The sequence below is a fragment of the Variovorax rhizosphaerae genome (assembly GCF_037889975.1).
GTDB lineage: Bacteria > Pseudomonadota > Gammaproteobacteria > Burkholderiales > Burkholderiaceae_C > Variovorax > Variovorax rhizosphaerae.
The window spans coordinates 233,381-259,029 of the sequence record NZ_JBBKZT010000004.1; the positions used below are offsets into that span (position 1 = coordinate 233,381).

At 63.4% G+C, this 25,649-nt stretch carries 25 protein-coding genes; 19 read left to right on the forward strand and 6 right to left on the reverse strand.

The features are described 5' to 3' along the window. Window positions 1-39: 39 nt before the first annotated feature. Window positions 40-1,251, reverse strand: coding sequence for an acetylornithine deacetylase (gene argE / locus WKW82_RS10320; RefSeq protein WP_340342194.1), 1,212 nt, complete (start codon window positions 1,249-1,251; stop codon window positions 40-42). Window positions 1,252-1,555: 304 nt separating this feature from the next. On the opposite strand from argE, the gene WKW82_RS10325 reads away from it, so the two are divergent. From WKW82_RS10325 to WKW82_RS10350, 6 genes are all read left to right on the forward strand, one after another. Beyond that, window positions 1,556-2,731, forward strand: a complete 1,176-nt coding sequence (locus WKW82_RS10325) for a glycerophosphodiester phosphodiesterase (protein ID WP_340342425.1) — start codon at window positions 1,556-1,558, stop codon at window positions 2,729-2,731. Window positions 2,732-2,842: 111 nt separating this feature from the next. Continuing rightward, entirely contained in the window at window positions 2,843-4,045 is a 1,203-nt protein-coding gene (locus tag WKW82_RS10330; protein ID WP_340342195.1) for a M20 aminoacylase family protein, read from the forward strand. Between the two features lie 52 nt (window positions 4,046-4,097). After that, on the forward strand, window positions 4,098-5,192 hold the full coding sequence (locus tag WKW82_RS10335; RefSeq protein ID WP_340342196.1) for a M14 family metallopeptidase: 1,095 nt from the start codon (window positions 4,098-4,100) through the stop codon (window positions 5,190-5,192). Window positions 5,193-5,262: 70 nt separating this feature from the next. Next, window positions 5,263-7,320: a molybdopterin-containing oxidoreductase family protein gene (locus WKW82_RS10340; protein WP_340342197.1), complete on the forward strand. Its 2,058-nt coding sequence runs from the start codon at window positions 5,263-5,265 to the stop codon at window positions 7,318-7,320. Beyond that, window positions 7,317-8,438 carry an aminopeptidase gene (locus tag WKW82_RS10345; RefSeq protein WP_340342198.1) on the forward strand — a complete coding sequence of 374 codons (1,122 nt, stop codon included), beginning with the start codon at window positions 7,317-7,319 and terminating at the stop codon, window positions 8,436-8,438. Before WKW82_RS10340 ends, WKW82_RS10345 begins: the two co-directional genes overlap by 4 nt. Then, on the forward strand, window positions 8,431-8,736 hold the full coding sequence (locus WKW82_RS10350) for a polyhydroxyalkanoic acid system family protein (protein WP_340342199.1): 306 nt from the start codon (window positions 8,431-8,433) through the stop codon (window positions 8,734-8,736). Before WKW82_RS10345 ends, WKW82_RS10350 begins: the two co-directional genes overlap by 8 nt. A gap of 168 nt (window positions 8,737-8,904) precedes the next feature. On the opposite strand, the gene WKW82_RS10355 is transcribed toward WKW82_RS10350, so the two are convergent. Beyond that, window positions 8,905-9,888, reverse strand: coding sequence for an AraC family transcriptional regulator (locus WKW82_RS10355; protein ID WP_340342200.1), 984 nt, complete (start codon window positions 9,886-9,888; stop codon window positions 8,905-8,907). A 75-nt stretch (window positions 9,889-9,963) separates the two neighbouring features. Here WKW82_RS10355 and WKW82_RS10360 point away from each other — a divergent pair, with 75 nt between their 5' ends. Beyond that, window positions 9,964-11,208, forward strand: a complete 1,245-nt coding sequence (locus WKW82_RS10360; RefSeq protein WP_340342201.1) for a CaiB/BaiF CoA transferase family protein — start codon at window positions 9,964-9,966, stop codon at window positions 11,206-11,208. Between the two features lie 24 nt (window positions 11,209-11,232). Here WKW82_RS10360 and WKW82_RS10365 read toward each other — a convergent pair whose 3' ends face one another. From WKW82_RS10365 to WKW82_RS10380, 4 genes are all read right to left on the reverse strand, one after another. Further along, a complete protein-coding gene (locus WKW82_RS10365; RefSeq protein WP_340342202.1) occupies window positions 11,233-11,487 on the reverse strand; it encodes an acyl-CoA-binding protein in 255 nt (84 codons plus the stop codon). 209 nt (window positions 11,488-11,696) lie between these two features. Continuing rightward, window positions 11,697-12,494, reverse strand: coding sequence for a tetratricopeptide repeat protein (locus WKW82_RS10370; RefSeq protein ID WP_422823458.1), 798 nt, complete (start codon window positions 12,492-12,494; stop codon window positions 11,697-11,699). A 32-nt stretch (window positions 12,495-12,526) separates the two neighbouring features. Then, window positions 12,527-13,210, reverse strand: coding sequence for a TetR/AcrR family transcriptional regulator (locus tag WKW82_RS10375; protein ID WP_340342204.1), 684 nt, complete (start codon window positions 13,208-13,210; stop codon window positions 12,527-12,529). 107 nt (window positions 13,211-13,317) lie between these two features. Next, window positions 13,318-13,782: a phasin family protein gene (locus tag WKW82_RS10380; RefSeq protein WP_340342205.1), complete on the reverse strand. Its 465-nt coding sequence runs from the start codon at window positions 13,780-13,782 to the stop codon at window positions 13,318-13,320. Between the two features lie 301 nt (window positions 13,783-14,083). Here WKW82_RS10380 and rfbB point away from each other — a divergent pair, with 301 nt between their 5' ends. The 12 genes from rfbB to WKW82_RS10440 all read left to right on the forward strand — a co-directional run bounded on the left by rfbB (window position 14,084) and on the right by WKW82_RS10440 (window position 25,554). Next, window positions 14,084-15,154, forward strand: a complete 1,071-nt coding sequence (gene rfbB / locus WKW82_RS10385) for a dTDP-glucose 4,6-dehydratase (protein ID WP_340342206.1) — start codon at window positions 14,084-14,086, stop codon at window positions 15,152-15,154. Beyond that, complete coding sequence (rfbD, locus tag WKW82_RS10390; protein WP_340342207.1) at window positions 15,151-16,041, forward strand: dTDP-4-dehydrorhamnose reductase; 891 nt, start codon at window positions 15,151-15,153, stop codon at window positions 16,039-16,041. The genes rfbB and rfbD overlap by 4 nt, the downstream gene beginning before the upstream one ends. Window positions 16,042-16,065: 24 nt before the next feature. Continuing rightward, the gene (gene rfbA, locus WKW82_RS10395; protein WP_340342208.1) at window positions 16,066-16,962 is read left to right on the forward strand and encodes a glucose-1-phosphate thymidylyltransferase RfbA; all 897 of its coding nucleotides are present in this window, start codon (window positions 16,066-16,068) and stop codon (window positions 16,960-16,962) included. Then, entirely contained in the window at window positions 16,959-17,507 is a 549-nt protein-coding gene (gene rfbC / locus WKW82_RS10400; protein ID WP_340342209.1) for a dTDP-4-dehydrorhamnose 3,5-epimerase, read from the forward strand. Before rfbA ends, rfbC begins: the two co-directional genes overlap by 4 nt. 51 nt (window positions 17,508-17,558) lie before the next feature. Next, entirely contained in the window at window positions 17,559-18,641 is a 1,083-nt protein-coding gene (gene rfbG, locus WKW82_RS10405; RefSeq protein WP_340342210.1) for a CDP-glucose 4,6-dehydratase, read from the forward strand. Next, window positions 18,638-19,489, forward strand: coding sequence for an NAD-dependent epimerase/dehydratase family protein (locus tag WKW82_RS10410; protein WP_340342211.1), 852 nt, complete (start codon window positions 18,638-18,640; stop codon window positions 19,487-19,489). The genes rfbG and WKW82_RS10410 overlap by 4 nt, the downstream gene beginning before the upstream one ends. Further along, window positions 19,464-20,444, forward strand: coding sequence for a glycosyltransferase family 2 protein (locus WKW82_RS10415; RefSeq protein ID WP_340342212.1), 981 nt, complete (start codon window positions 19,464-19,466; stop codon window positions 20,442-20,444). Before WKW82_RS10410 ends, WKW82_RS10415 begins: the two co-directional genes overlap by 26 nt. 19 nt (window positions 20,445-20,463) lie before the next feature. Continuing rightward, the gene (rfbF, locus tag WKW82_RS10420; protein ID WP_340342213.1) at window positions 20,464-21,237 is read left to right on the forward strand and encodes a glucose-1-phosphate cytidylyltransferase; all 774 of its coding nucleotides are present in this window, start codon (window positions 20,464-20,466) and stop codon (window positions 21,235-21,237) included. Between the two features lie 31 nt (window positions 21,238-21,268). Continuing rightward, a complete protein-coding gene (locus WKW82_RS10425; RefSeq protein ID WP_340342214.1) occupies window positions 21,269-21,973 on the forward strand; it encodes a class I SAM-dependent methyltransferase in 705 nt (234 codons plus the stop codon). After that, a complete protein-coding gene (locus tag WKW82_RS10430) occupies window positions 21,970-22,368 on the forward strand; it encodes a GtrA family protein (RefSeq protein WP_340342215.1) in 399 nt (132 codons plus the stop codon). The genes WKW82_RS10425 and WKW82_RS10430 overlap by 4 nt, the downstream gene beginning before the upstream one ends. Window positions 22,369-22,497: 129 nt before the next feature. Further along, complete coding sequence (locus WKW82_RS10435; RefSeq protein ID WP_340342216.1) at window positions 22,498-24,093, forward strand: hypothetical protein; 1,596 nt, start codon at window positions 22,498-22,500, stop codon at window positions 24,091-24,093. Window positions 24,094-24,804: 711 nt separating this feature from the next. Further along, complete coding sequence (locus tag WKW82_RS10440; protein ID WP_340342217.1) at window positions 24,805-25,554, forward strand: class I SAM-dependent methyltransferase; 750 nt, start codon at window positions 24,805-24,807, stop codon at window positions 25,552-25,554. The last annotated feature ends 95 nt before the right edge of the window (window positions 25,555-25,649 follow it).

Here is a 25,649-nt window from a genome sequence, read left to right on the forward strand (position 1 = left end):
GCGTCATGCAAGGCACAACGGCTTCGGAAAGTGCCAGCTTCACCCGATCGCCTTGACGGTCGCCAGGCCCCGAATGAACTCCTCGCAGCGGGCCAACTGGTCCAGCGTCACGAATTCGTCAGGCTGGTGCGCCTGGTGGATGCTGCCTGGGCCGCACACGACCGTCGGGATGCCGGCGCGCTTGAACAGCCCGGCCTCGGTGCCGAACGCGATCTGCGTCACGCGCGATTCGCCCGACAGGCGTTGCGCCAGGCGCGTGACCGGGTCGTTGGCCGAGCCCATGAAGCTGGGCACTTCGCAGAGCGTTTCGAAGGCGAAGCCGGCCTCGGGCGCGACTTTCTTCATCGCCACTTCGGTCTTCGCGGCAAAGGCCAGCACCTCTTTCTGCATGTCTTGCGCATCCGCCGTCGGCAGGTTGCGGAACTCGTAGCGGAACTCGGCGTCGCGCGGCACCACGTTGTCGGCAATGCCGCCACGGAACTGGCCCACGCTGGCCGTGCTGTAGGGCACGTCGAAGCCCTCGTAGCGTTGTTCGTGCATCTCGAAGCCCTCGGCCATGTCGCGCAGCTTGCCGATCACGCGAGCGCCCATCTCGATGGCGTTGACCGAGTTCGGCGTCAGCGACGAGTGCGCCTCCTTGCCGCGCACGCAGCACTTGTAGCGGTACACGCCCTTGTGCGCGATGGCGGGCACCATCTCGGTCGGCTCGCCGATGATGCAGGCCAGCGGCTTGATGCCGGCCTCCTTCATGTCGGCGATCAGCTCCTTCACGCCGAAGCAGCCGACCTCCTCGTCATAGCTGAACGCGAAGTGCACCGCGAAGGGCGAGGTGCTTTCGACGAAGCGCTCGGCATTGGCCAGCGCGATGGCGATGAAGCTCTTCATGTCGGCCGAACCGCGGCCATACAGGCGCGGCACCGAATGCGCGAGTTCGCCATCGTCAGCCACGCCCTCTGGCCAGGCCTGCACGATGCCCGAGAGCGGATCGACGCTCCAGTCCTGCCCGTCCCACGGCACGGTGTCGGTGTGGCCCGAGATGATCACGCCAGCCGGCTTGCCCGCCCCCAGCGTGGCGAACAGGTTGGCCTTGGTGCGGTCGGCATTGCGCGTGATGCGGCTGCGCACGCCGATGCCGGCCAGGTGGTCGCGAATGAAATCGATCAGTTCGAGATTGCTTCTGCTGCTGACGGTGTTCATGCGCACCAGGGTTTGCGCGATGTGCAGGCTGCGGCTGGAGAGAACGTGTGGCATGAGGTCATTCTCCCGGAAGTGGGGGCGCTTCGGCGCCCGCGTGCGACGCCCGGTGGCCGCGTGTGAGTTCGTTCTCGAATTCCTGGCCGTCGGTATTGGGTGTCATCCCCCATCCGGAGGAGAAAAGCGCCGGGCCGGGTGCGCCGTGACAGGCGCTGACACATGAGGCGGGTAGGCTGTGGTCTTCCTTAGCGAAAGAAAGAGAAAAGCCATGCGCGCCATGCCTTCCGCAATCCCTGTCGCATCCCCCGCCGCATCCCCCGCCGCATCCCCCGCCGCATCCCCCGCCGCACGCGCGGTGTCGATGGCCTTGTCCGCCGCGGCGCTGGCCGCATTGGGCGCTTGCACCACGGCCAGCGTTGGCCCCCGGCCCTTGCCCACGCTCGACGGCCGCCCGCCGCTGGTAGTGGCGCACCGCGGCGCCTCCGGCTACGTCCCGGAGGAAACCATCGAGGCCTACGCCCGCGCCATCGAACTCGGCGCCGACGTGATCGAGATGGACCTCATCGTCACCAAGGATGGCGTGCTCATCACGCGCCACGACCCCAACCTCGCGCTCAGCACCGACGTCGCCACCAAGCCCGAGTTCGCCTCGCGCAAGAAGACCATGCAGGTCGACGGCGAAACGCAGACCGGCTGGTTCAGCCAGGACTTCACGCTGGCCGAGATCAAGACGCTCGGCGCGATCTCCACCGACCCCGAGCGCCCGCAGCAGTTCAACGGCCGCTACAAGATCCCGACCTTCCAGGAAGTGCTCGACCTGGCCGCCGCGAAACAGAAGGAAACCGGCCGCCCCATCGCCATCTACCCGGAGACCAAGAACCCGACCTGGTTCCGCGACCTGGGCCTGCCGATGGAAGACAAGCTCATCGCCATGCTCGACAAGGCCGGCCTCAACAGCAAGGCGGCGCCGGTGTTCGTGCAGTCCTTCGAGCCCGGCAGCCTCAAGTACATGAAGGGCAAGGGCCTGAAGACGAAGCTGATCCAGCTGATCGACGGCGACGGCATCGACCCGAAGACCGGCGCCATGACCTATGCGGTGCCGGTGGAGCGCCCCTGGGAATGGACCAAGGCCGGCGACAAGCGCACCTTCGCCGTGATGGTCACGCCCGCGGGCCTGGCCGAGATCGCCACCTATGCCGACGGCATCGGCCCGTGGAAGCGCTACATCATCAGCACCCGGGGAACCATCGGCGCCGATGGCAAGCAGGTCGACATCAACGGCGACGGCAAGCTCAACGACGCCGACTCGACCTCCATGGCGCCGACCACGCTGGTGGTCGACGCGCACAAGGCCGGCCTGTTCGTGCATCCTTTCACCTTCCGCAACGAGAGCCGCCGCCTGGCCAGCGACTACAAGGGCGACCCGAAGAACGAGTACCTCGCGTACTACCGGCTCGGCGTGGACGGTGTGTTTACTGACTTCACCGACACCGCGCTGGCGGCGCGCGCGGCTTGGCTGAAGGACACAGGTCGCTGAGAAGCCAGGCGTCCTCGCGACGAACACGCCCGGCCTGTTAAGTAGTGGCAAGCGGGGAATCGAGCCGGGCCTTTGCGAGCATTCGCGGCAAAGCCTAGACTGTCCCCCACCATGAAACTCATCGATTCCCTCGTCACCCAGGCGGCCGGCATCGCCGCGGTACGACGCGACCTGCATGCCCATCCCGAGTTGTGTTTCCAGGAGGTGCGCACGGCCGACGTGGTCGCCGCCAAGCTCACCGAATGGGGCATCCCGATCCATCGCGGGCTTGGCACCACCGGGGTCGTCGGCATCGTCAAGAACGGCACCAGCGGCCGTGCCATCGGCCTGCGTGCCGACATGGACGCACTGCCCGTGACGGAGCTCAACACCTTCGAACATGCCAGCAAGCACCACGGCAAGATGCACGCCTGCGGCCACGACGGCCACACCGCGATGCTGCTCGCGGCCGCGCAGCACCTGGCGAAGAATCGCAATTTCGACGGCACCGTCTACCTGATCTTCCAGCCGGCGGAAGAGGGCGGCGGCGGCGCGCGCGAGATGATCAAGGAGGGGCTGTTCGAGCAGTTCCCGATGGAGGCCGTGTTCGGCATGCACAACTGGCCCGGCATGAAGGCCGGCCAGTTCGCCGTGAGCCCCGGCCCGTGCATGGCGTCGAGCAACGAGTTCCGCATCGTCATCCGCGGCAAGGGCGGCCATGCGGCGCTGCCGCACACCGGCATCGACCCGGTGCCGATCGGCTGCGAGATGGTGCAGGCCTTCCAGACCATCCTCACGCGCAACAAGAAGCCGACCGACGCGGGCGTCATCTCGGTCACGATGTTCCATGCCGGCGAGGCGGTCAACGTGATCCCGAACAACGTCGAAATGCGCGGCACGGTGCGCACCTTCATGCTGGAGGTGCTGGACCTGATCGAATCGCGCATGAAGCAGATCGCCGAAGGCTTGTGCGCGGTGCACAACGCGGAATGCGAGTTCGAGTTCGTGCGCAACTACCCGCCCACCATCAACACCCCCGACGAAGCCAACTTCGCGCGCCGCGTGATGGCCGGCATCGTCGGCGAGGAGAACGTGCTGCCGCAGGACCCGGCCATGACCGCCGAGGACTTCTCTTTCATGCTGCAAGCCAAGCCGGGCGCCTATGCCTTCATCGGCAACGGCGACGGCGCGCACCGGGACCTGCACCACGGTGGCGGACCCTGCACGTTGCACAACGCGAGCTATGACTTCAACGACGAGTTGATTCCGCTGGGGGCGACCTGCTGGGTGAGCCTGGCCGAGCAGTTCCTGAAGCCTGGTGGTGCAACGGTATGAGCGCCTCGGGGGGCAGCGAGGACACGCAGTGCCGAGCGTGGGGGCGCGGGACATGATCGGCGTTGTCGAGGCTTTCTCGCCCACCTACGCCGAAGCCCGCCGCAAGTTCCTCCAGGGCTGCGTGACCGCCGGCCTCAGGGTCGACACGCATCCGCACCCACTCAAGGGCCGCGAGGGTGAAGACCTGGCGATGGATGTCGCGCTCGATGGCGCGGCCGATGCGGCGCTGCTGTTGATCGTCACCAGCGCATGCCATGGCGTCGAGGGCTATTGCGGCAGCGGCGTCCAATCCTTCGCGCTCCACGATGCCGAATGGCGCGACAAGGCGCATGCGGCCGGTGTCGCGGTGCTGTATGTCCATGCGCTGAACCCGCATGGCTTTTCGCACCGTCGCCGCGTGACGCAGGAGAACGTCGACTTGAATCGGAACTTCGTCGACTTCGCGCAGCCGGTGCCGGTCAACACCGCCTACGACAAGTTGCACAAGCTCCTCCTGCCCAAGGAGTGGCCGCCCGCGCCCACCAACCAAGCCGAGATCGGGGCATGGATCGAGAAGCACGGCCTGGCGGCCTACCAGCTTGCCATCACCGGCGGGCAGTACCAGCACGACGACGGCCTGTTCTTTGGCGGCAAGGCGCCGACCTGGAGCAACACCACATTTCGCAAGGTGCTGAGGACCTGCGGCCAGTCGGCGCAGCGCCTGGCCTGGATCGACCTGCACACGGGCCTGGGGCCGAACGGCATCGGTGAGCGCATCTTCGCCTGCCGCGACGACAAGGCCGCCTATGCCCGTGCCAACGCCTGGTGGGGCAGCGAGACGGCGCCGGTCACGTCGATCTACGACGGCTCGTCGACATCGGCCTTGCTGACCGGGCTCATGATGAACGCGGTCTACGAGGAATGTCCGCAGGCGGAGTTCACCGCCATCGCGCTGGAATACGGCACGCAACCGCTGCTCGAAGTGATGGGAGCCTTGCGCGCCGACCATTGGCTGCACGCGCATCCCGGTGCCGCACCCGAAGTGGCCGACACGATCCACGCGCAGATGATGGACGCGTTCTACACGGACACCGATGCGTGGAAGGGGCAGATCATCAGCCAGGCGCGGCAGGCGATGTTCCAGGCGGTGAATGGGCTGACGGCCTGATTTCCTGACCTGATTGGCTGCCCAACCCCACTGCCATCACCTGGCACGTACAAATCACTAGACTCGGCCGATGCTCACTGCCCCGGCGACCCCTGAAAAAACGACCGTGCTCGGCGCCTGCCCGCACGACTGCCCCGACACCTGCGCGCTGGTCACCACCGTGCAGGACGGCATCGCCGTCAAGCTGCAAGGCAACCCGAACCACCCGCACACCGCGGGCGTCCTGTGCACCAAGGTCTCGCGCTACATCGAGCGCACCGAACACGCCGAACGCTTGACGACCCCTTTGCGCCGCTCAGGCCCAAAGGGGTCCGGCCAGTTCACCCCGGTGACATGGGATGTGGCGCTGGACGCCATCGCCGCGCGACTGAAAGTGGTGAAACATCCGGAAACTATCTTGCCCTACAGCTATGCCGGAACCATGGGTCTGGTGCAGGGCGAATCGATGGACCGTCGCTTCTTCAACAAGCTCGGCGCGTCGCAACTCGACCGCACCATCTGCTCCACCGCGGGTGCTGAAGCCTTGAGTTTCACCTTGGGCGGCAAGGTCGGAATGCGGGTCGAATTCTTTGCCGAGTCGAAGCTGATCCTGATCTGGGGCAGCAACTCGATCGGCAGCAACCTGCACTTCTGGCGCCATGCGCAGGCCGCCAGGCGCAATGGAGCGCGCCTGGTCTGCATCGACCCGCGCAAGACCGAAACCGCCGACAAGTGCGACGAGCACATCGCCTTGCTACCGGGCACCGACGCCGCGCTGGCGCTGGCGCTGATGCACGAATTGATCGTGCACGACTGGCTCGACCACGACTACATCGACAAGCACACGCTGGGCTGGGATCGCCTGCGGGAGCGCGCCTTGCAATGGCCCCCGTCGCGTGCCGCACAGGTCTGCGGCGTACCCGAGGCGCAGATCGTCGCGCTGGCGCAGGCCTACGGCACGACCCTGCCAGCCGCGATCCGCATGAACTACGGCATGCAGCGCGTGCGCGGCGGCGGCAATGCGGCGCGCGCCATTGCCTGTCTGCCGGCGTTGACCGGTGCATGGCGCCATCGCGCGGGCGGTGTGCTGCTGAGTTCGTCGGGCCTGTACCCGATCGATCGCGCGGCACTGCAACGCCCCGACCTTCTGGCCGGCCGCACGCCGCGCACCATCAACATGACCACCATCGGCGACGCCTTGAACGACACGGTGCGTCCGGTCGATGTCCTCATCGTCTACAACAGCAACCCCGTCGCCATCGCGCCGGACTCCAGCAAGGTGGTCGCCGGCTTTGCGCGCGAGGACCTGTTCACGGTGGTCATGGAGCAGTTCCAGACCGACACCGCCGACTACGCCGACTACGTGCTGCCCGCCACCACGCAGCTGGAGCATTGGGACATCCACACCAGCTATGGCCACACCGACGTGCTGCTCAATCGCCCGGCCATCGCCCCGCGCGGCGAGGCGCGCAGCAACGCCTGGGTCTTCCGCGAACTGGCGCGGCGCATGGGCTTCACCGAACCATGCTTCTCGGACGACGATGAAACGATCTGCCGCCAGGCCTTTGCAGCCGGCGTGATCGACTTCGACGAACTGGAAGCGCAGGGCTTCACGACCCTGCGGCTGCCCGATGCGCCCTATGCCGAGGGCAACTTCCCCACGCCCTCGGGCCGGTGCGAATTCTTCAGCGCGCGCCTGGCCGCCATGGGCCAGGACGGCCTGCCCGACCACGTGCCCAACTACGAGCCCGCCGGCAGTTCGCCCGACTACCCGCTGGCCATGATCTCCCCGCCGGCGCGCAACTTCCTCAACTCCAGTTTCGTCAACGTGCGCAGCCTGCGTGCGATCGAGGGCGAGCCGCTGCTCGAGATCCATGCCGACGACGCCGCCGCGCGTGGCATCGATGACGGCGCGATCGTGCGCGTCTTCAACGCGCGCGGCGAATACCGCTGCCGCGCCGAGGTCTCGCGTCGCGCGCGTGCCGGTGTGGTGCACGGCTTGGGCATCTGGTGGCGCAAGCTCGGCCTGGACGGCACCAACGTCAACCAGCTCACCAGCCAGCGCCTCACCGACATCGGCCGCGGCCCGACCTTCTACGATTGCCTGGTGCAGGTCGAGCGCGACGGCGGGCCTTCCGCCGCATCATGACGCGCCGCCGCAAGGCCGCATGGCTGCTGCTGGCCGTGGCCGCCGGCACCCTGGCATCACTCGCGGGTTGCAGCAACCTGGGCTATTACTGGCAGTCGGCCAGCGGCCACCTCGACCTGATGCGCGCGGCCAGGCCGGTGCCGCAATGGCTGGCCGACCCGAGCACCTCCGCCGCGCTGCGCGACAAGCTGGCGCTCACGCAGCGCATGCGGCGCTTTGCCGTGACGGAGCTCGCGCTGCCGGACAACGCCAGCTACACCGGGTACGCCGACCTGCATCGCGCCGCGGCCGTCTGGAACGTGGTCGCCGCGCCGCCGTATTCGCTCAAGCTCAAGACCTGGTGTTTCCCCGTGGCGGGCTGCGTCGGCTACCGGGGTTACTACATGGAAGCCGATGCTTTGGCGGAGGCCGCAACGCAACGTGCCGAAGGCCTCGAGGCCGGTGTGTACCCGGTCCCGGCCTACTCGACGCTGGGCTGGCTCGACTGGGCCGGCGGCGACCCGCTGCTGTCCACCTTCATCGGCTACCCCGAAGGCGAACTGGCCCGCCTGATGTTTCACGAACTGGCCCACCAGGTCCTCTACGTGCCGGGCGACACCGCCTTCAACGAGTCCTACGCCACCGCGGTGGAGCGCATCGGCGGCGCGCGCTGGCTCGCCACCCAGGCCAGCGACGCGGCGCGTGCCGAGTACGCGCAGTTCGACCAGCGCCGCCAGCAGTTTCGCCAGCTTGCCCTTGAAACTCGCCGCCGCCTGGAGGCCATCTATGACACCGGTGAAGCCAGCAACGACGTGACCCGCGACTGGCCTAGGGTGGACGCGCAAAAGCAGGCGGCACTGGAAGAGTTTCGCGCGCGTTACGCCGGTTTGCGTGCGGGTTGGAGTGGCCCGCAGCAAGGCGCTTACGATCGCTGGGTTGCGCGCGCGAATAATGCGATGTTCGGCGCGCAGGCGGTTTACGATGACCTGGTGCCGGCCTTCGAGGCGTTGTACGAACGCGAGGGCCGCGACTGGCAGCGATTCCATGCGGCTGCCGCGAAGCTTGCCAAGCTGCCCAAGAACCAACGCGAGGAGGCCCTGAAAAACATGACTTACGAGAACGGAAAGCCCGGTGTCTGAGATCCACATTGAACGCAATCACACCTTGGGCATCGAGCGTGCGCGCGAAGTCGCGCGGGGCTGGCTCACGAAGGTCGAGAGCGAATACGGCATGGACTGCAAGTATTCCGAAGGCTGGGTCAGCGACACCGCCAAGTTCTCGCGTCCCGGGGCGGATGGCACGCTGAGGGTGACCGAGGACAACTTCTCCCTGCGCATGACGCTGGGCTTCCTGATGGAGTCCTACACCCGGCAGATCGAGGAGCAGATCACGCGCAACCTCGACGAACTGCTCGGCGACGCGGACAAATCGGGCTGAAGAAGGGGCGAATCTTTCTACTGCGGCCACCGATCTCGGGTCTGCGGTCCTCACCGCACGAGAGTGCGGTTCCGGTCCTCAACCCGACCTCGGCGCCCTCGCTACGAAATCTTCACCCCTCCTTCCCAGGGGTTGCGGCCGCCGAGCCCGGCTCCTGCCGGCCCGTCGTCACGCCGCGGCAGAGTAGCCGCCCTCGGAGGACGCGGCCGCCTGCATGCGATGGTGCCGCCGGAACTTGGACGGCGGCATGCTTTTCTGCATCAGGAACTGGCGGTTGAAGTTCGACAGGTTGTTGAACCCGACGTCCAGGCACACGTCCAGCACCGGCCGCTCGCTGTGCGCCAGGAGTTCGCAGGCGCGGCTGATCCGCAGCTCGTTCACATAGCGCACGAATGACTGGCCGGTGTGCTTGCGAAAGGCCCGCGAGAACGCGCTCGGGCTGCGCCCCACAAGGCCGGCGAGCACCGGCTCGCGCAGTTCGGTATGCAGGTTCTGTCCGATGTGCGCCAGCACGTGGTTGATCGCATGCGACATGAAGGATCGCGCCTCCGGCTTGTAGTTGGCACTGGCAAGGCGGCGGCGCTGGGTGTCGGCGAAAAGCAGCTCGAACAGCGACAACAGCAGCGCCACCCGGCGCAGCCCGGTCGCCCCAACCAGTTCTTCCATGATCGGCTTGGCCGACGTCGCGGTCGACGTGCTAAACACCAGCCCGGCGTTGGCCTCGCCGAGCAGCGGAGCCAGTTTGCGGAACTCCGGAAAGGTGCGCACCATGCCGTCGGCCAGCGACGCGCCAAACTGCACCATGATGCCGCGCTGGTCAGCCGCACCATCCGCCGGCAGGTCGCCGATCCAGTTGTGCGGCAGGTCCGGCCCCATCATCACAAGGTGACCCGGTTCGAAGCGCCCGATATGGTCGCCGACGAAGTACACCCCCTCGGTTTCCAGGATCAGGTGGATCTCGAATTCCGGATGAAAGTGCCAGCGTGCGGCTGGGCTCGGGTAGCTCACCACCCTCGCGGTGAAAGACTCGTCCCGCGACAAATTAACGACTTCTCTATCTGGCAGCATGCCAATGCCCTCCCTAAGTGCCTCCGCGTGCGAGCGCGGTTTCAACGCACTGTAGGGATGAGTGCCAAAGGTCACAAGCTGCACGCCACTAGGTGTTTCCCCTTGTGCGTACTTTAGGTTTACACGATGCCGGGCTGGCGCACATGCACACTCTCGGCCATGCAAGACACTGGCATTCCGCCCCTCTGCACGCCGGCCGCCGGACCCTTGTCGGGATTGCGCGTGGTCGAGCTGGGGCAACTCATCGCCGGGCCGTTCGCCGCCCGCACGCTGGCCGACTTCGGAGCCGAGGTCGTCAAGATCGAGCCGCCCGGCGCCGGCGATCCCTTGCGCCAGTGGCGCATGCTGAAAGACGGCACTTCCGTCTGGTGGCAGGCGCAGTCGCGCAACAAGCGCTCGCTGGCGCTGGATCTGCGTGAGCCGGAGGCGCAAGCCATCGTGCGGCAACTCGCGACCGAGGCCGATGTGCTGATCGAGAACTTCAGGCCGGGCGCAATGGAGGGCTGGGGCCTGGGCCCGGAAGCGCTGCTTGCGCTGAACCCGTCGCTGGTCATGCTGCGCATCAGTGGCTACGGCCAGACCGGGCCCTACCGCGACCGACCCGGTTTCGGCGTGGTGGCCGAAGCCATGGGTGGTTTGCGTCATCTGACGGGCGAGCCAGGCCGGGTGCCGGTGCGCGTGGGCGTGTCGATCGGCGATACGCTGGCCTCGCTGCACGGCGTGATCGGCGTGCTGCTGGCGTTGCACCATCGCCACACCACGGCGAGCGCGGCGATGCCGAAGGGCCAGGGCCAGGTCATCGACGTGGCGCTTTACGAGGCGGTGTTCAATTGCATGGAAAGCCTGCTGCCCGAATACAGCGCGTTCGGCGCGGTGCGCGAGGCGGCCGGCAGCGCACTACCGGGCATCGCGCCGAGCAACGCCTACCGCTGCCGCGACGGCTATGCCATCGTGGCCGGCAACGGGGACAGCATCTTCCGCCGCCTCATGCAGTGCATCGGCCGCGCCGACCTCGCGGCCGATCCGACGCTCGCCAGCAACGCCGGCCGCGTGGCGCAGGTGCAGATGATCGATGCGGCCATCGGTGACTGGGCGGCTTCGCGAACCGTTTCCGAGGTGCTGGCCGCGCTCGAGGCTGCGCATGTACCGGCGGGCCGCATCTACACGGTGGCCGACATCGCAGCCGATCCGCACTACGCCGCGCGCGGCATGCTGCAGCAGACGCCCCAGGCGGACGGCAGCACGCTTGCGCTGCCGGGCTTCGTGCCCAAGTTGTCGGTGACGCCCGCGACCTATCGGCGCGCGGCGCCGGCCTTGGGCGAAGACTCCGATGCCGTGCTGCGCGAGATGGGATTGAAGGACGAACAGATCGCGAACCTGCGGTCGCGCGGCATCGTGGCGTAAGCCGACGGGAGTTCGCGTTGCCCTTCAGCGAAGCGACTCGATCAGGTCAATGTAGCCCTGCTTGGCATCGTCGGCGCTCATGCCCTTGCGTGCGGTCCATGCGTCCCACTTGGCGCGGGCCACGAAGTCGCTGAAGGCCGGCTTCTTCTCGACGTTGTCGCCGGCGGAGGCTTGCTTGTACAGGCCGTAGATCTTCAACAAGGTCGGGTTGTCCGGGCGTTCGGAGAGCAGTTTGGAATTGGCGTGGGCAGCTTCGAAGCGGGTCTGGAGATCGGTCATGCGGCGCATTGTCTCAGCAGGCAGTGACGCCTTCTGGAGTCAGGCGGAGGGATCCGGGATCGGGCAGCCGAACGCCGAGGAGACTTCTGCAATAGTCGCAAAAGAGTTCCCTTGGCTTTTTCCTTGTCTTCTCGTCGCGTTCGGCGCGGAACCTTCGCATCCTCTACGTCCGGCTGTCCGCTCCCGCATGTCCAGCGAGCCGTTGAACTTCAGTCCTCGAGCCCGGCGCGCGCCAACTCCACTTCCAGCCGCTCGCGTGCGTCGATGGGCTGGATCGCCGCCGCTTGCTCGTAGAGCCGGGTGGCTTCGGGCAGCAGGTTGTCGCCTTGCAGCATCAGCAGCCCGCGCGCGTACTCCATGAGCCCGAGGGCGGAGCCGGGATGCAGTTCGAGGCCGCGCTCGAACAGTCGCATTGCTGCGTCGGCGCGCACGCCGTACGTCATGCGGGCGACGAGCGGGCCGACCTTGTCGATGACCTCCGCATGGAAGACGCCCAACTGGATGTGCGCATCGGCATGGTCAGGCTGCAGTTCGATGACACGCTCCAGCATGTGCTTGACCTTGCTGCCGAGGCCTTGCGCCAGGGCCCTTGCGACGCTGATGCCCTGGCTGTAGTTGCCGAGCGCGTAGGACTGCCAATAGAGCGCATGGCAGTTGTCGGGCTCCTGCGCCAACTGTGCCGCCGCGCGATCGGCGACTTCGCGGAACAGCGCCAGCCGGGTGCCTTCGCGCGGCTCGACGTAGTTGGCGTAGATGGCAGTGGCCTGGTTGGCCAGCGCATGCCCTTCCACGCCCTGCGCCAGGCCCAGCGCGACCGCCCGCTCGAACTCACCACTGTGGTACAGCGCCCAGCCTTCGGCCAACGGCCCTGGCGGGGGCGGCGGCAGGCCTTGGCCGGCGTGCAGCCGGGTCCAATGCAAGTGCAGGTTGCCGGCGTCGAAGCGCGCGACATCGCTGTAGGGCAACGGCGCCCACGGGCGCGCCGAGGGTCCTGCGGGCGTCAACAGCGACTGGGCTCGGGTGTTGGCGGGAGGAGTGGTCAAGCTGTCAAGGCCTCGTCTTCGTCTTCGTCGGTGGCATAGGCATCACTCAATGTCAGAAGATAGCTGCGCTGCACAGGCGCCAGGTAGGGCGCCAGCAGGTGCAGCGTATGCAGGGCACCGCGCAGCAAGGCAGCCTGGGCGTGCGCCGGCTCCAGCGCCTGGCGCGGATTGCGCACGTACTCGTAGCTGAGCCAGTAGGTCAGCACCACGACCATGCTTCGCGACAACGCTTCCACTTCGCGCAGGTCGATCTCCAGGTGGCCGGCGCGCGCCATGCCGGCGAGCAGCGCGCGGATGGCGCGGGCCTTCTTGTCCAGCACGAGCTGGAAGCGCGTCTCCAGCAGGCGGTTCTTGCTCAGCAGGTCGTTCAGGTCGCGGTACAGGAAACGATGGCGCCAGATCAGCTCGAACAGGCTGTGCATGAAGAACCACGCGTCCTCCACGTCGTTCACGCCCTCGCTGGCTTGCAGCAGTTCGTCCAGCTCCAACTCGTAGTCCTCGTACAAGCGGTTGATCAGCGCGTCCTTGGCCGGGTAGTGGTAGTAGAGGTTGCCGGGGCTGATGCCGAGTTCGGCCGCGACGAGCGTGGTCGACACGTTCGGTTCGCCGAAGCGGTTGAACAGGTCGAGCGCCGCCTCCAGGATGCGTTGCGCAGTGCGGCGTGGCGCCTTCTTGGCCATGTCGTAGCCCCGGTTTTTTGACTCTGCGGCGACTCTAGCGCAAACCGCGTCGCATGCGGCACGGGCTGGCGCAGGAATCGTCGATGCGCCCGCCCGCGGGTCGGCGATCAGCGATCTGCAGGACCGCTGCGCTTGATGCGCCGGCTCAAGACTTTCTTGGTCGCCACTGTCGATCGGGTGGCCGTGGCCTTGAGGCTGGCCAGTTCGGCCTCGAGTTCGGCCACGCGCGCGCGCAGGGCTGTCAGTTCGGCGGCCGAGGGCATGCCGAGATTGTCGAGTGCGCGGGCCACGCGGTCCTCGAAGATGTTCTCCAGCTTGCCCCACTGGCCGACTGCCTTGGCGCCGAATTCGGTGGCAAGACCGGCCATGCGGGTTTGCGCCTGAGCGAGCGTCTCCTCCGCCGCCTGCTGGGTCTTCTTTTGCAGGCCTGCGCCGTCCTTCACCAGCGCCTCGAACGCCTTGGCGCCTTCCTGCTGGGCCTTGGCGAAGGCACCGAGGCCAGCCAGCCAGATCTGCTGGGCGGAGTCCTTGATGCGATCGGCTGCTTTGTCGTCGTCTTTGGGTGTCGCCATTTGTCCAATTTCCTTCAGGGCGGTTGTTGCAAGACTCATCACGCGCGGACCCGCCTTGGAGGGTGGGCCAATGGCATCGTACGCACGCAGCGGTTTCGCAGAATGGGGTCGATTGTGCTTGCGCAGTCTTGCCCAAGGCGACTCCCCAGCGAAGTACCGTCGCAGGAACTGAAACTATTGTGTTCGCGACACCAGCCATCGGCGGCGATGTGTCGCGAGCAAGCGTGTTCCGCGCAGGGATAATCGCCTGCTCAGCGGCTGAGAGGCGGCCGGTTTCAATTTCTTGCACCCGGGGTATCACATGATTCTGGTTACCGGCGGCGCCGGCTTCATCGGCGCCAATTTCGTTCTCGACTGGGTCGCGCAGGGCAGCGAACCCGTCATCAATCTGGACAAGCTGACCTATGCCGGCAACCCCGAGACGCTGGCCTCGCTCGCGGGCAATCCGCTGCATGTCTTCGTGCAAGGCGACATCGGCGACAGCGCACTGGTCGACAAGCTGCTGGCCGAGCACAAGCCGCGCGCCGTCGTGAACTTCGCGGCCGAGTCGCATGTGGACCGCTCGATCCACGGGCCCGAGGATTTCGTGGAGACCAACGTGCTCGGCACCTTCCGCCTGCTCGAATCGGTGCGCGGTTATTGGTCGGCATTGCCGGCGGAGCAGCAGGCGGCGTTCCGCTTCCTGCATGTGTCCACCGACGAGGTCTACGGATCGCTGTCCGCCACCGACCCGGCCTTCACCGAAGACAACAAGTACGAGCCCAACAGCCCCTACTCCGCCAGCAAGGCCGCCAGCGACCACCTGGTGCGCGCCTGGCACCACACCTACAAGCTGCCGGTGGTCACCACCAACTGCTCCAACAACTACGGCCCGTTCCATTTCCCGGAAAAGCTCATCCCGCTCATGATCGTCAACGCGCTCGCCGGCAAGCCGCTGCCGGTGTACGGCGACGGCATGCAGGTGCGCGACTGGCTTTACGTCAAGGACCATTGCAGCGCCATCCGCCGCGTGCTCGAGGCGGGCCGGCTGGGCGAGACCTACAACGTCGGCGGCTGGAACGAGAAGCCCAACATCGAGATCGTCAACACGGTCTGCGCGCTGCTCGACGAACTGCAGCCCCGTGCGGACGGCAAGCCCTACGCGGCGCAGATCAGCTACGTCACGGATCGTCCCGGCCACGACCGCCGCTACGCGATCGATGCGCGCAAGCTTGAGCGCGAACTCGGCTGGAAGCCTGCGGAGACTTTCGACACGGGCATCCGCAAGACCGTCGAGTGGTACCTGGCCAATGGCGAGTGGGTGCGCAACGTGCAAAGCGGCGCCTACCGCGAGTGGGTGCAGAAGCAGTACGACACCAAGGCATCGGCATGAAGATATTGCTGCTGGGCAAGGGCGGGCAGGTGGGCTGGGAATTGCAGCGCAGCCTGGCACCCCTTGGCGGACTGGTGGCCCTGGATTTCGACAGTACCGATTTCCACGCCGACTTCAGCCGACCCGACGAACTCGCCGAGACGGTGCGCAAGGTGCGTCCCGACGTCATCGTCAATGCCGCCGCGCACACCGCAGTCGACAAGGCCGAGGGCGAACCCGAACTCGCGCGCAAGCTCAACGCGACCTCACCCGGCGTGGTGGCCGAGGCGGCGCAGCAGATTGGCGCGCTGATGGTCCACTTCTCCACCGACTATGTCTTTGATGGCAGCGGTACCGCGCCCTGGCGCGAGGACAGCGCCACCGGCCCGCTGAGCATCTACGGCAAGACCAAGCTTGAAGGCGAGGAACTTGTGGCACGGCACTGCAGCCGGCACCTGATCTTTCGCACGAGCTGGGTCTATGCCGCGCGCGGTGGCAATTTCGCCAAGACCATGCTGCGGCTCGCAAAGGAACGCGACCGCCTCACCGTCATCGACGACCAGGTCGGCGCGCCGACCGGTGCCGAACTGCTGGCCGACGTCACGGCGCACGCCATCCGGGATACCGTGCGCGACGCATCCAAGTCCGGCCTCTATCACGTGGTGGCCGGCGGCGAGACGAGCTGGAATGGCTATGCGCGCTTCGTGCTGGCGCAGGCCCTGGCCGCAGGCGTCGAGTTGAAGGCGTCGCCCGGCACGGTCGACCCCGTGCCGACCAGCGCCTTCCCGACGCCAGCCACGCGGCCGCACAACTCACGGCTGGACACGGGCAAGTTCCGATCCGCCTTCGGGCTCGACCTGCCGCAGTGGCAGGCGGGCGTGGCGCGCATGCTGCGCGAGGCACTTTGAACCTGGGACAAAGCGAAAAAAACCATGACAACAAGAACGAAGCGCAAGGGCATCATCCTCGCCGGCGGCTCCGGCACCCGCCTGCATCCGGCCACGCTGGCCATGAGCAAGCAACTATTGCCTGTGTACGACAAGCCGATGATCTACTACCCCCTGAGCACGCTCATGCTCGGCGGCATGCGGGACATCCTCATCATCAGCACCCCGCAGGACACGCCCCGCTTCCAGCAGCTGCTGGGCGATGGCAGCCAGTGGGGCATCAACCTGCAGTACGCAGTGCAGCCCAGCCCCGACGGTCTGGCGCAAGCCTTCATCATCGGCGACAAGTTCCTGGGCGATGCCCCCAACGCGCTGGTGCTGGGCGACAACATCTTCTACGGCCATGACCTTGGGAACCTGCTGGCCGATGCCGACGCCAAGGACGCCGGCGCCACGGTGTTCGCCTACCACGTGCAGGATCCCGAACGCTACGGCGTGGTCGCCTTCGATGCCAATGGCAAGGCCAGCAGCATCGAGGAAAAGCCGCTGCAGCCCAAGAGCAACTATGCGGTGACGGGCCTGTACTTCTACGACAACCAGGTCGTCGACATCGCCAAGGCCGTGAAGCCGAGCGCGCGCGGCGAACTGGAGATCACGGCCGTCAACCAGGCCTACCTCGACCTGCAGCAACTCAATGTGCAGATCATGCAGCGCGGCTACGCATGGCTTGACACCGGCACTCATGACAGCCTGCTGGAGGCCGGGCAATTCATCGCGACGCTGGAGCACCGGCAAGGGCTCAAGATCGCCTGCCCGGAAGAGATCGCCTGGCGCCACGGCTTCATCGACAGCGAGCAACTCGCCAAGCTCGCTGGCCCGCTGGAGAAGAGCGGCTACGGCAAGTACCTGAAGCACCTGCTGAACGACGAGGTTCGCTCGTGAAAGTCACGCCTACCGCGATCCCGGAAGTCCTCGTCATCGAACCGAAGGTTTTCGGCGACGAGCGCGGCTTCTTCTACGAGAGCTTCAACCAGAAGGCCTTCGACGAGGCCGTGGGGCAACATGTCGAGTTCGTGCAGGACAACCATTCGCGATCGGCAAAAGGGGTGCTGCGAGGGTTGCACTACCAGATCCAGCAAGCGCAGGGAAAGCTGGTGCGCTGCGTGCGCGGGGCGGTGTTCGACGTGGCGGTGGATATTCGCAAGTCGTCACCGACCTTTGGCAATTGGGTGGGGGAGGAATTGAGCGAGACCAACCACAAGCAGATGTGGGTGCCCGTGGGATTTGCGCATGGATTCCTGGTGTTGAGCGATTCGGCGGAGTTCCTGTACAAGACGACGGATTTCTATGCGCCCCTATTCGAGCGGGCCATACGATGGGACGATGATCGGATTGATGTCCAGTGGCCGCAATTGGACGTCGAGCTCAAACTCTCCGCCAAGGATATGGACGCTGCGCAACTGGATGCCGCACCGATTTTTGACTGATACTGCGTGCCGGGCGTGCTTCACCGCCCTAATTTCGAGCTGAGGAGAAAGATGACGGATGCGACTGGCTTCGAGGCAGATCTGCGCGGTCGCAGGGTATTTGTCACCGGCCATACAGGCTTCACCGGCGGATGGGCTTGTCTCTGGTTGAAGGTGCTGGGCGCAACGGTCGCGGGCTATTCGCTGGCGCCCGAGACCACGCCATCGTTGTTTGCCGCCGCTGGGATAGGGTCGGAAATCACTGGAACGATCGGCGACATATGCGAATACGAGCCGCTTCTCGCCGCAATGAAATCGTTCGAGCCCGAACTGGTTCTTCATCTGGCTGCGCAACCGTTGGTGCGCCGCTCATACCGAGAACCGCTCTTGACCTTCAACGTCAATGCACAGGGGACGGCCCATGTACTCGAAGCGGCGCGCTCGACGCCTGGCGTGCGCGGCGTCGTGTGCGTGACGACCGACAAGGTCTACCTCAACAAGGAATGGCCCTGGCCCTACCGTGAGAACGATCCGCTCGGAGGCAAGGACCCTTACAGCGCATCCAAGGCAGCGGCCGAGATGGTGATCCAGAGTTATGCGGCGTCCTACCCGTTCGCTGAGGGCAAGGGGCCTGCGATTGCCATCGCACGAGGTGGGAACATCGTCGGTGGGGGCGATTGGTCAGAGGACCGCCTTGTGCCCGACTTCGTCCGCAGCGTGGTCGACGACCGCTTGATGACGCTCCGCTATCCGGAAGCGACCCGTCCGTGGCAGCATGTTCTTGCGCTGGTGCACGGCTATCTCTTGCTCATGTCGAAATTGCTCGGCCCACGCGCCGGGGATTTTGCACGCGCGTGGAATCTGGGCCCCCAAGATCCGTTGCAGTATTCCGTGCGCGATGTCCTGGAACTCATGAGCGAAGAATGGAAGCGCCCAAGACTGGAGTTCATGAGCAACCCATTGCCGGAGGCGCGGGCGCTTGCGCTTGACAGTTCGCTCGCACGGAATCTGCTGGGCTGGCAACCGGCCTGGGACACCCGTCGCGTGATCCGCGAAACTTCAAGTTGGTATCGTGAGTACTACGCCGCGCCGCACGATGCGAAGGCAATCACGTTGCGCCAGATCGCGAAATGGCGCGAGGACATTGACGCGTGATCTATGTGATCGGCGGGCGCGGAAGACTGGGCCGGGCGATCGAGGCGTCCTGCCCTCGAGGTGAGGTCGTCGTTCTGGACCGCGCGACCTACCAGGATTGGTGGCGCGATGACGCCGGCGCTTCGATCACGCGTTTTTTTCGCAACGCCGAGCCCGGTTCGAGCGTGTTTGTCACCGCCGGCTTGCTGGATCCCGCCGTGTCGGAGGCTGAACACACGCGTGTCAATTTTCAGCTTCCCGCACACATCATCGAGAGTGCCTGCCAGCTCGGACTTCGGGTGATTACCTTTGGCACCGTGATGGAACGGCTCGTTGAACACCCTAATCCATACGTTGCCAGCAAAGCCGCACTCGGCCGTTTTGTTGCCGACCAGGCTGCGACGGGCCGACCGGTCACCCACCTGCAGATCCACACGCTTTACGGCGGAGGAGAGCCCGCGCCGTTCATGTTCCTCGGGCAACTCTATGGCGCGCTTCGTGAAGGTACCCCCTTTGAGATGTCACCCGGTCGCCAGCTGCGCGAGTACCACCATATCGACGATGATGTGGCCGCTTTGAGCGCGATGCTCAATGCGGGCGCAATCGGCGTGGTTCACCTGAGCCACGGAGAGCCATGCTCGCTGCGTGAGCTTGCGCAACACATCTTCGCGGCGCTCGGTCAACCTGAGCTTTTGCGATTGGGGGTGCGACCTGAGCCCGCGCAGGACAACTATTCGACAATACTATCCCGGTCACAAGGGAGTGAACAGGTCAGCTTTCGCCCGGCATTGGAAGGCGTCACTGACTTCTTGAGAGCACTCTTGTCGAGTTTTCACCGCGAACATGAACATCAGCAGCGACCTGCCTGATCGTCGACCGCTTGTGTCGATATCCATTCCCGTGCTCAACGAGGCCGGGAACATCCGAATCCTCTACGGGCGACTGACCGCACTTGCAGACCGCATGGCAGACAGGTGCGATCTGGAATTTGTCTTCACGGACAATCACTCTGACGATGAAACCTGGTCACTCCTTTCGGAGATTGCAGCTGGCGATCCGCGCGTCCGCGCCATCAGGTTCTCGCGCAATTTCGGATTTCAGAGCTCGATCCTCGCCAACTACCTGCACACCCGGGGCGACGCAGTGATGCAAATCGACGCGGATCTGCAAGATCCGCCAGAAATGCTCGAGCAATTCTTTGCGCTCTGGAGGCAAGGGAACCACGTTGTTTATGGCATTCGCCGCAAGCGGCCCGAAGGCATGCTGCTCAACCTCATTCGCAAGTGCGGGTATTGGGTCATCGACAAGGTCAGCGAACATCCGATCCCGCGGGACGTGGGGGACTTCCGGTTGGTCGATCGTGCGGTGATCAACGCCATCGCGAAGTTGCGAACGGCCAACCCGTACCTGCGCGGCATGATCGCCGGCCTGGGATTCAACCAGACCGGCATTGCCTACGATCGCGATGCCCGGACAATGGGCGAGAGCAAGTTCAATGTCTCGCGCCTCACGCAATTGGGGCTCACCGCGGTGTTCAATCACTCGACGGTGCCGCTCCGGATGTCGTCATTCTTGGGTATCGTCATCCTGCTTGGAAGCCTTGTCGGGGCCCTGTACTACGTGGCACTGCGCGTGATGCGCCCCGACCTGCCTCCGGGTTTCGTGAGTATCCAGCTCATGATCCTGTTCGGCATCGGACTCAACGCCTTCTTGCTGGGGATCATTGGCGAATACATTCTGAGAATCTATCGAATTCTCCGATCCGAGCCCATTGCAATCGTTGAGCAAAGTCTCAACCTGCAAGCAGGCGAGTTGAAGCTTTAGCAAACGAGAAAACGAGTAAATGAAAGCAGTCATCCTCGCAGGCGGACTTGGCACCCGAATAGCGGAAGAGTCAGACTCCAAGCCCAAGCCGATGGTGGAGGTCGGTGGTCGACCCCTTCTGTGGCACATCATGAAGATCTATGCGCATCACGGGATCAATGACTTCGTGATCTGCCTTGGCTACAAGGGCTATGTCATCAAGGAGTTCTTTTTCAACTACTACCGGCACATGTCGGATGTGCGTATTGACCTCCACACAGGCGATCACCAGATTCTCAACACTCATGCAGAGGACTGGCGGATCACCCTCGTCGACACCGGTGCTGAAACGATGACCGGTGGGCGACTGAAGCGCGCCGCGAAATATTTGGACAACGAGACGTTCTGCATGACCTATGGGGATGGCTTGTCAGACGTCGATATCGGGGCGGAACTGGCATTTCATCGTCAGCATGGGAAGCTCGCGACGGTACTTGCAGTGCAGCCTCCTGGGCGATTTGGCGTGTTGAACGTGGACGCTTCGCAGCATGTCACGAGCTTCGAGGAGAAGCCCAGCGATGAAATCGGCTGGATCAATGGTGGCTTCTTCGTTCTTGAGCCTGCTGCGATCGAATTCGTTGCGGACGACTCAACATCGTGGGAGCGCGCTCCCCTGATGAACCTCGCGTGTGAAGGTCAGCTAGCGGCATTTCAGCACGGTGGGTTCTGGCAACCTTGCGACACATTACGAGACAAGCGTGAGCTTGAGAGTCTCTGGACCCATGGAAAGGCGCCGTGGCGTGTCTGGAAATGACCGTGGGGCGAAGGGGCCCCATCACTCCCTGGTGAATTCCCCCGAGGTCGACGGCGCACCGGTGAAAATCGACTTTGACGACTACTCCGGCGACTATGAAAAACTCCTGCATGACAGCACGAAGCTCTATGTAGAGGATTCAGAGTACTTTGCGCGCTACAAAGTCGATTTGATCAGCCAGGCCCAGCATCGGTCGATCAAGCGGGTACTTGAATATGGTTGCGGAACCGGTCGCAATATCCGCTACCTGAGAGCGGCCTTCCCGGACGCAAAAATTGTTGGCACCGACGTTTCGGCTGAAAGTCTGCGAATTGCCGCCGCCGACAATCCCGACGCAGTGTTTGAAGTCGAACGTGAAGGGCTTGAGCTCGTCGAGTTCGATCTCATCTTCGTGGCGAGTGTGTTCCATCACATTCCACCAATCGAGCGGCAAGGGGTGATGCGAATTCTTGCCCAAAGACTCGCGCCGGGCGGCTCGATTGACATTTTCGAGCACAACCCCTTTAACCCTCTGACGCGGCGCATTGTAAACAATTGCCCATTTGACGCGGACGCGGTTTTGCTCAGGCCTTCCGAATTGCGTGCCCTGTTCCGAGGCGCCGCACTGGATTTGCGTCGACAGGCTTATTGCCTGTTCATCCCTCCACGGCTGTCTTGGCTATTGCCACTTGAGAAGTATATGGGTTGGCTTCCGCTGGGTGGACAATACTGGGTCAGCGCGGGTCGCGGTCAATGAAGCAACTCATGCGGTTCGCCGCCGTTGGCGTGCTTAACACCGCTGTTGGGTATGCAGTGATTTTCGGGTGCATGTACCTGCTCGGACTCAGCGCCGTTGTGAGCAATGTTCTCGGATTTGCGGTCGGACTTGTCATCTCGTACGTGATGAATCGGCGCTTTACGTTTCGCAGCGTCGCCTCAGCGCCGCGCGAAATGTTGCGCTTCGTGTTGATCTTCTTATTGGCTTATTTCTGCAATCTGGGTGTGCTTCTCTTGTTGATCAAGAGTGTTGGCATGCATGAGGGGATAGCGCAGGTACCTGCCGGGATCGTTTACTTCGGAATATCTTTCATTTTGAATAAGTACTACGTCTTCGCGCGGGTGGCGGCGGATCCGACTCGGCAGAAAGCTTGACGCGCTGGCTGGTCCAATGAGAACCGAGAAAACCAGTCCGATGATTTTCACGTGCCATGAGGCGATACCTGCATACCCGCTATTTGCGGCGCACGCGACTCTCCTGCAATTGAGCGCGTGCCTCGCCGCATGATCGAGAAGGCAACCCGCTCGGCAGTCCTCTGGGTGCTGTCGATTACCCTTGCGGCGCTTTTTTCCGCCTTTCAGATCCAATCGGCGTTGCATAGCGGATCGTTGTCCGTGCCTGTCTCCTATGACGACGTCGGATATTTCAATGACGCGCTTGCACGACTCGAAGTCTTGTACCTCGACGGCGGCAAGGCATTCTTGAAGCAATTTTGGACGAACCCTCCTCACGCGCCATTGCAGACCCTGCTGGCTCTTTTGGGGTTTGGCGTGTTCGGACCAGCGCCTTGGGCGGCCGACGCCATGAACGCGCTGCCATTGGCTATTGTCCTGCGTTTGTTTCTCGAGTTTGCGTGTCGGTCGTTGCCTTTGCCTGTAGCGGCGTTGGCGGGGACCGCCTTCCTCGGGTATCCGCTTCTTGGTCTGTTCGTACTCGAGTTTCGACCCGACATGATGTGCGCGTTGCTAACTTCCATCGGCGCGCTCATTGTGGTTGCAGATCCTCGTTGGCGAGAGGGGAGACGCGTCACCTTGGGTACGACAGTGGCTCTGTTCGTCGGCGCGCTCTTGGCGAAACCAACGTTGGCACCGGTGACCGTGGCGGTATTTGGCGCGGCCTTCTTTGCTGCTGTCACCCTCCATTCAAATTCGCGGACTGAGGCGAAGAAAATTGTCAGGATCGCTTTCGTGTGCGGAGCACTCGGAGTTTTGATCGTACTGCCCTACTACGTAGCGATCTTGCCGCACCTCATTGACTATATCTCGGTCAATGCGTTGGGAATTAATGCTCACTTATGGCGCGCAAACCTGTCTTGGTCGAATCACGCGCTCTATTACTTGACCGGCGCTGGCGGCTTGATTGCTATTGGCCGGGCGTGGCTTGTACTAGGCTGCACGATCATGATCTTGACATTGCCCCTCGCGATCCGCTTCCACCGGACAACGCTGGCTATTTTTCTCGTCGCTTTGATGGCGTATGCTGGCGTGACCGTGCCTGCAATGAAAAGTCCGTTTTTGGGCGTGATCGTGTCTGCTTTCTTGCTGTGCATCATTGCGATCCTGGTAGTGCAAATTCTGAAACGGCTTCCGCGGCAATTTCTCCTTGTTGCAGCACTCGGCCTGCTCACATTTTCGGCACTGACGTGGAGGCCGGTGGCCCTGATTCTCAACACCTTCGGCAGGCCTGCCACTGGTATGCAGGCAGAGCAGTACACTAGAATTTATTCACAGACGGCCGACGCACTCGCATCCATATCTGATCTCGGTCGCCGACAGCTCTATTTTCCAGTCATCGCACAGTATTTGAACCCCGACAATATCGAGTTTGAATTGCGACGTCGCAACTTCCCTGTGCCGACAATGCCGCGTGTTTATCATGACGGAGATATCTCTGCTCATCGAGATCTCATTTCGAAGTCTGATTTGGCGGTCCTGTTTTCAAACGAAACTACGCTGCCGAACCCTTGGCCTGCCAGCACAGGCGTTCGCAACGAGATTGGGTCGGCGTTGGCTGCGACAAACTCGTTCGAGCTCTTCGCAACCGTAGATGGCGGCCCTTTCGGTGGGCAGGTTCTCATTTTCAAGCGCAAAGGAACTTAGGAAGTCCAGACATCCAGGTTCGATTGCTTTGAATCCGGGAGTTTCTGATTGAGCCCGTCGACGAGCAAGGCCGCTGGGCCGCAGCGGTGCACGCTCAGTGCGCGCTAGCTGCCTTTAGTTCCTGCCCAGCCGCAGCGCGTCGATGCGGATCATGGCGCGTTCGCGCCAGTACTGAGAACGGCCGAGGTCAGCTCGCGCAGCCACTGCACGCGTCGCGGCGCAACTGGACCTCGAGCACCGCGACATCTGTGAGCGGTGCCGGCGGTACTGTGACGCGGCGGGCCTGCCGACGCCTTGAGGTACTTGATCCACCCGTGCGTTTTTGGCGGCACGCATTGAGGCGCAGGCGATGCGTTATCCAGATAGCGCTGTTTTCCAACCGAGTGAACACATCGCGTTCGGTATGACTACGTTCACCGGGCAAGGTGGGCAAGTCATGAATGCGCATCTCGTTGATTGGTCGAGGATGCGCAGGAGAAAATGAAGCTTGATATCGCTCTGTAATATTTCTTCGAACACGGCACGTTCCTGGCACATGATCCAGATGGCGGCCACGAAACTCCTGCGCCGTCAATCGACGCGTACCGGAAGGCGACGATGGCAGACTACACTGATATCCGGCCTGAGTGGCTTGATCTGAGCCGACGCCTAACGCCCTTTGTAGCGCCCGTGTGCGACCTAAAATGCTCAATTTTACGAGGAGACGACTCAATGAGAACAGAACCGATTCCGAAGCTGGAAGACTGTTGGTTTTACCATGTCATGGATTTGCCCGGCATCGGCACTGTCGATCATTTCGGAAGCTGGGACCTGCGAGGCAGATTCGACGAATACACAGGCAATGTATCGTTGAAAGGCAAATCACTCGTTGACGTGGGAACCGCTAGCGGATTTCTAACTTTCGAGGCCGAGAAGCGCGGTGCTATCGTCACGAGTTTCGACGTCCCCTCAGGAGATACTGTCAACGTAGATCCCGGTACAAACGCTGCCGCCAAGCGCGCAGAAATCCTAAAACTCCACAATAGTTACGATCTGGCGCACAAACTCTACCAATCCCAAGCTAAACGTGCCTTCGGCGATGCGTGCGAACTCTCGAAGCATGTCGCCCCGCACGACATTGTCCTGATCGCGCAAATGCTGGTTCACGTCCGCGACCCGCTTCTCGTTCTACAGGAAGCCTGCAAAGTGGCAAAAGAGAAGTTGATTGTCGTCGAGGGAAGCTTTGACCATCCAGAACCAATTGCGAAGTTTTACGGCGCGCAGTTTCCCGGCACAAATAGCTGGTGGCATTTGAGCAGCACGCTTTACCGCGACGCGCTGTCGCTGTTTGGTTTTACTGTCACGATGTCTGGTTACTCCACTTACCAATGCAATCATCCTGCCGCGCGTGGCATGCAACAAATATGGACTTTCGTTGCTGAGCGCTCTCAGCCAAGCGCGCCTCATCTATCAATCAACTAGCCGAGCACCACCGCATGTACCGTAGCAAGCAATGCAACGCATCCGAGTTGCACATATTTGGCACAGCTCTTTGATCTCAATCCGGCCTCACCCTG

Excerpts from the sequence above, each read along its gene's own strand:
- argE (WP_340342194.1), bottom strand. The coding sequence starts at position 1,251 with ATGCCACACGTTCTCTCCAGCCGCAGCCTGCACATCGCGCAAACCCTG.
- WKW82_RS10325 (WP_340342425.1), top strand. The coding sequence starts at position 1,556 with ATGGCCTTGTCCGCCGCGGCGCTGGCCGCATTGGGCGCTTGCACCACG.
- WKW82_RS10330 (WP_340342195.1), top strand. The coding sequence starts at position 2,843 with ATGAAACTCATCGATTCCCTCGTCACCCAGGCGGCCGGCATCGCCGCG.
- WKW82_RS10335 (WP_340342196.1), top strand. The coding sequence starts at position 4,098 with ATGATCGGCGTTGTCGAGGCTTTCTCGCCCACCTACGCCGAAGCCCGC.
- WKW82_RS10340 (WP_340342197.1), top strand. The coding sequence starts at position 5,263 with ATGCTCACTGCCCCGGCGACCCCTGAAAAAACGACCGTGCTCGGCGCC.
- WKW82_RS10345 (WP_340342198.1), top strand. The coding sequence starts at position 7,317 with ATGACGCGCCGCCGCAAGGCCGCATGGCTGCTGCTGGCCGTGGCCGCC.
- WKW82_RS10360 (WP_340342201.1), top strand. The coding sequence starts at position 9,964 with ATGCAAGACACTGGCATTCCGCCCCTCTGCACGCCGGCCGCCGGACCC.
- WKW82_RS10365 (WP_340342202.1), bottom strand. The coding sequence starts at position 11,487 with ATGACCGATCTCCAGACCCGCTTCGAAGCTGCCCACGCCAATTCCAAA.
- WKW82_RS10375 (WP_340342204.1), bottom strand. The coding sequence starts at position 13,210 with ATGGCCAAGAAGGCGCCACGCCGCACTGCGCAACGCATCCTGGAGGCG.
- WKW82_RS10380 (WP_340342205.1), bottom strand. The coding sequence starts at position 13,782 with ATGGCGACACCCAAAGACGACGACAAAGCAGCCGATCGCATCAAGGAC.
- rfbB (WP_340342206.1), top strand. The coding sequence starts at position 14,084 with ATGATTCTGGTTACCGGCGGCGCCGGCTTCATCGGCGCCAATTTCGTT.
- rfbD (WP_340342207.1), top strand. The coding sequence starts at position 15,151 with ATGAAGATATTGCTGCTGGGCAAGGGCGGGCAGGTGGGCTGGGAATTG.
- rfbA (WP_340342208.1), top strand. The coding sequence starts at position 16,066 with ATGACAACAAGAACGAAGCGCAAGGGCATCATCCTCGCCGGCGGCTCC.
- rfbG (WP_340342210.1), top strand. The coding sequence starts at position 17,559 with ATGACGGATGCGACTGGCTTCGAGGCAGATCTGCGCGGTCGCAGGGTA.
- WKW82_RS10415 (WP_340342212.1), top strand. The coding sequence starts at position 19,464 with ATGAACATCAGCAGCGACCTGCCTGATCGTCGACCGCTTGTGTCGATA.
- rfbF (WP_340342213.1), top strand. The coding sequence starts at position 20,464 with ATGAAAGCAGTCATCCTCGCAGGCGGACTTGGCACCCGAATAGCGGAA.
- WKW82_RS10430 (WP_340342215.1), top strand. The coding sequence starts at position 21,970 with ATGAAGCAACTCATGCGGTTCGCCGCCGTTGGCGTGCTTAACACCGCT.
- WKW82_RS10435 (WP_340342216.1), top strand. The coding sequence starts at position 22,498 with ATGATCGAGAAGGCAACCCGCTCGGCAGTCCTCTGGGTGCTGTCGATT.
- WKW82_RS10440 (WP_340342217.1), top strand. The coding sequence starts at position 24,805 with ATGAGAACAGAACCGATTCCGAAGCTGGAAGACTGTTGGTTTTACCAT.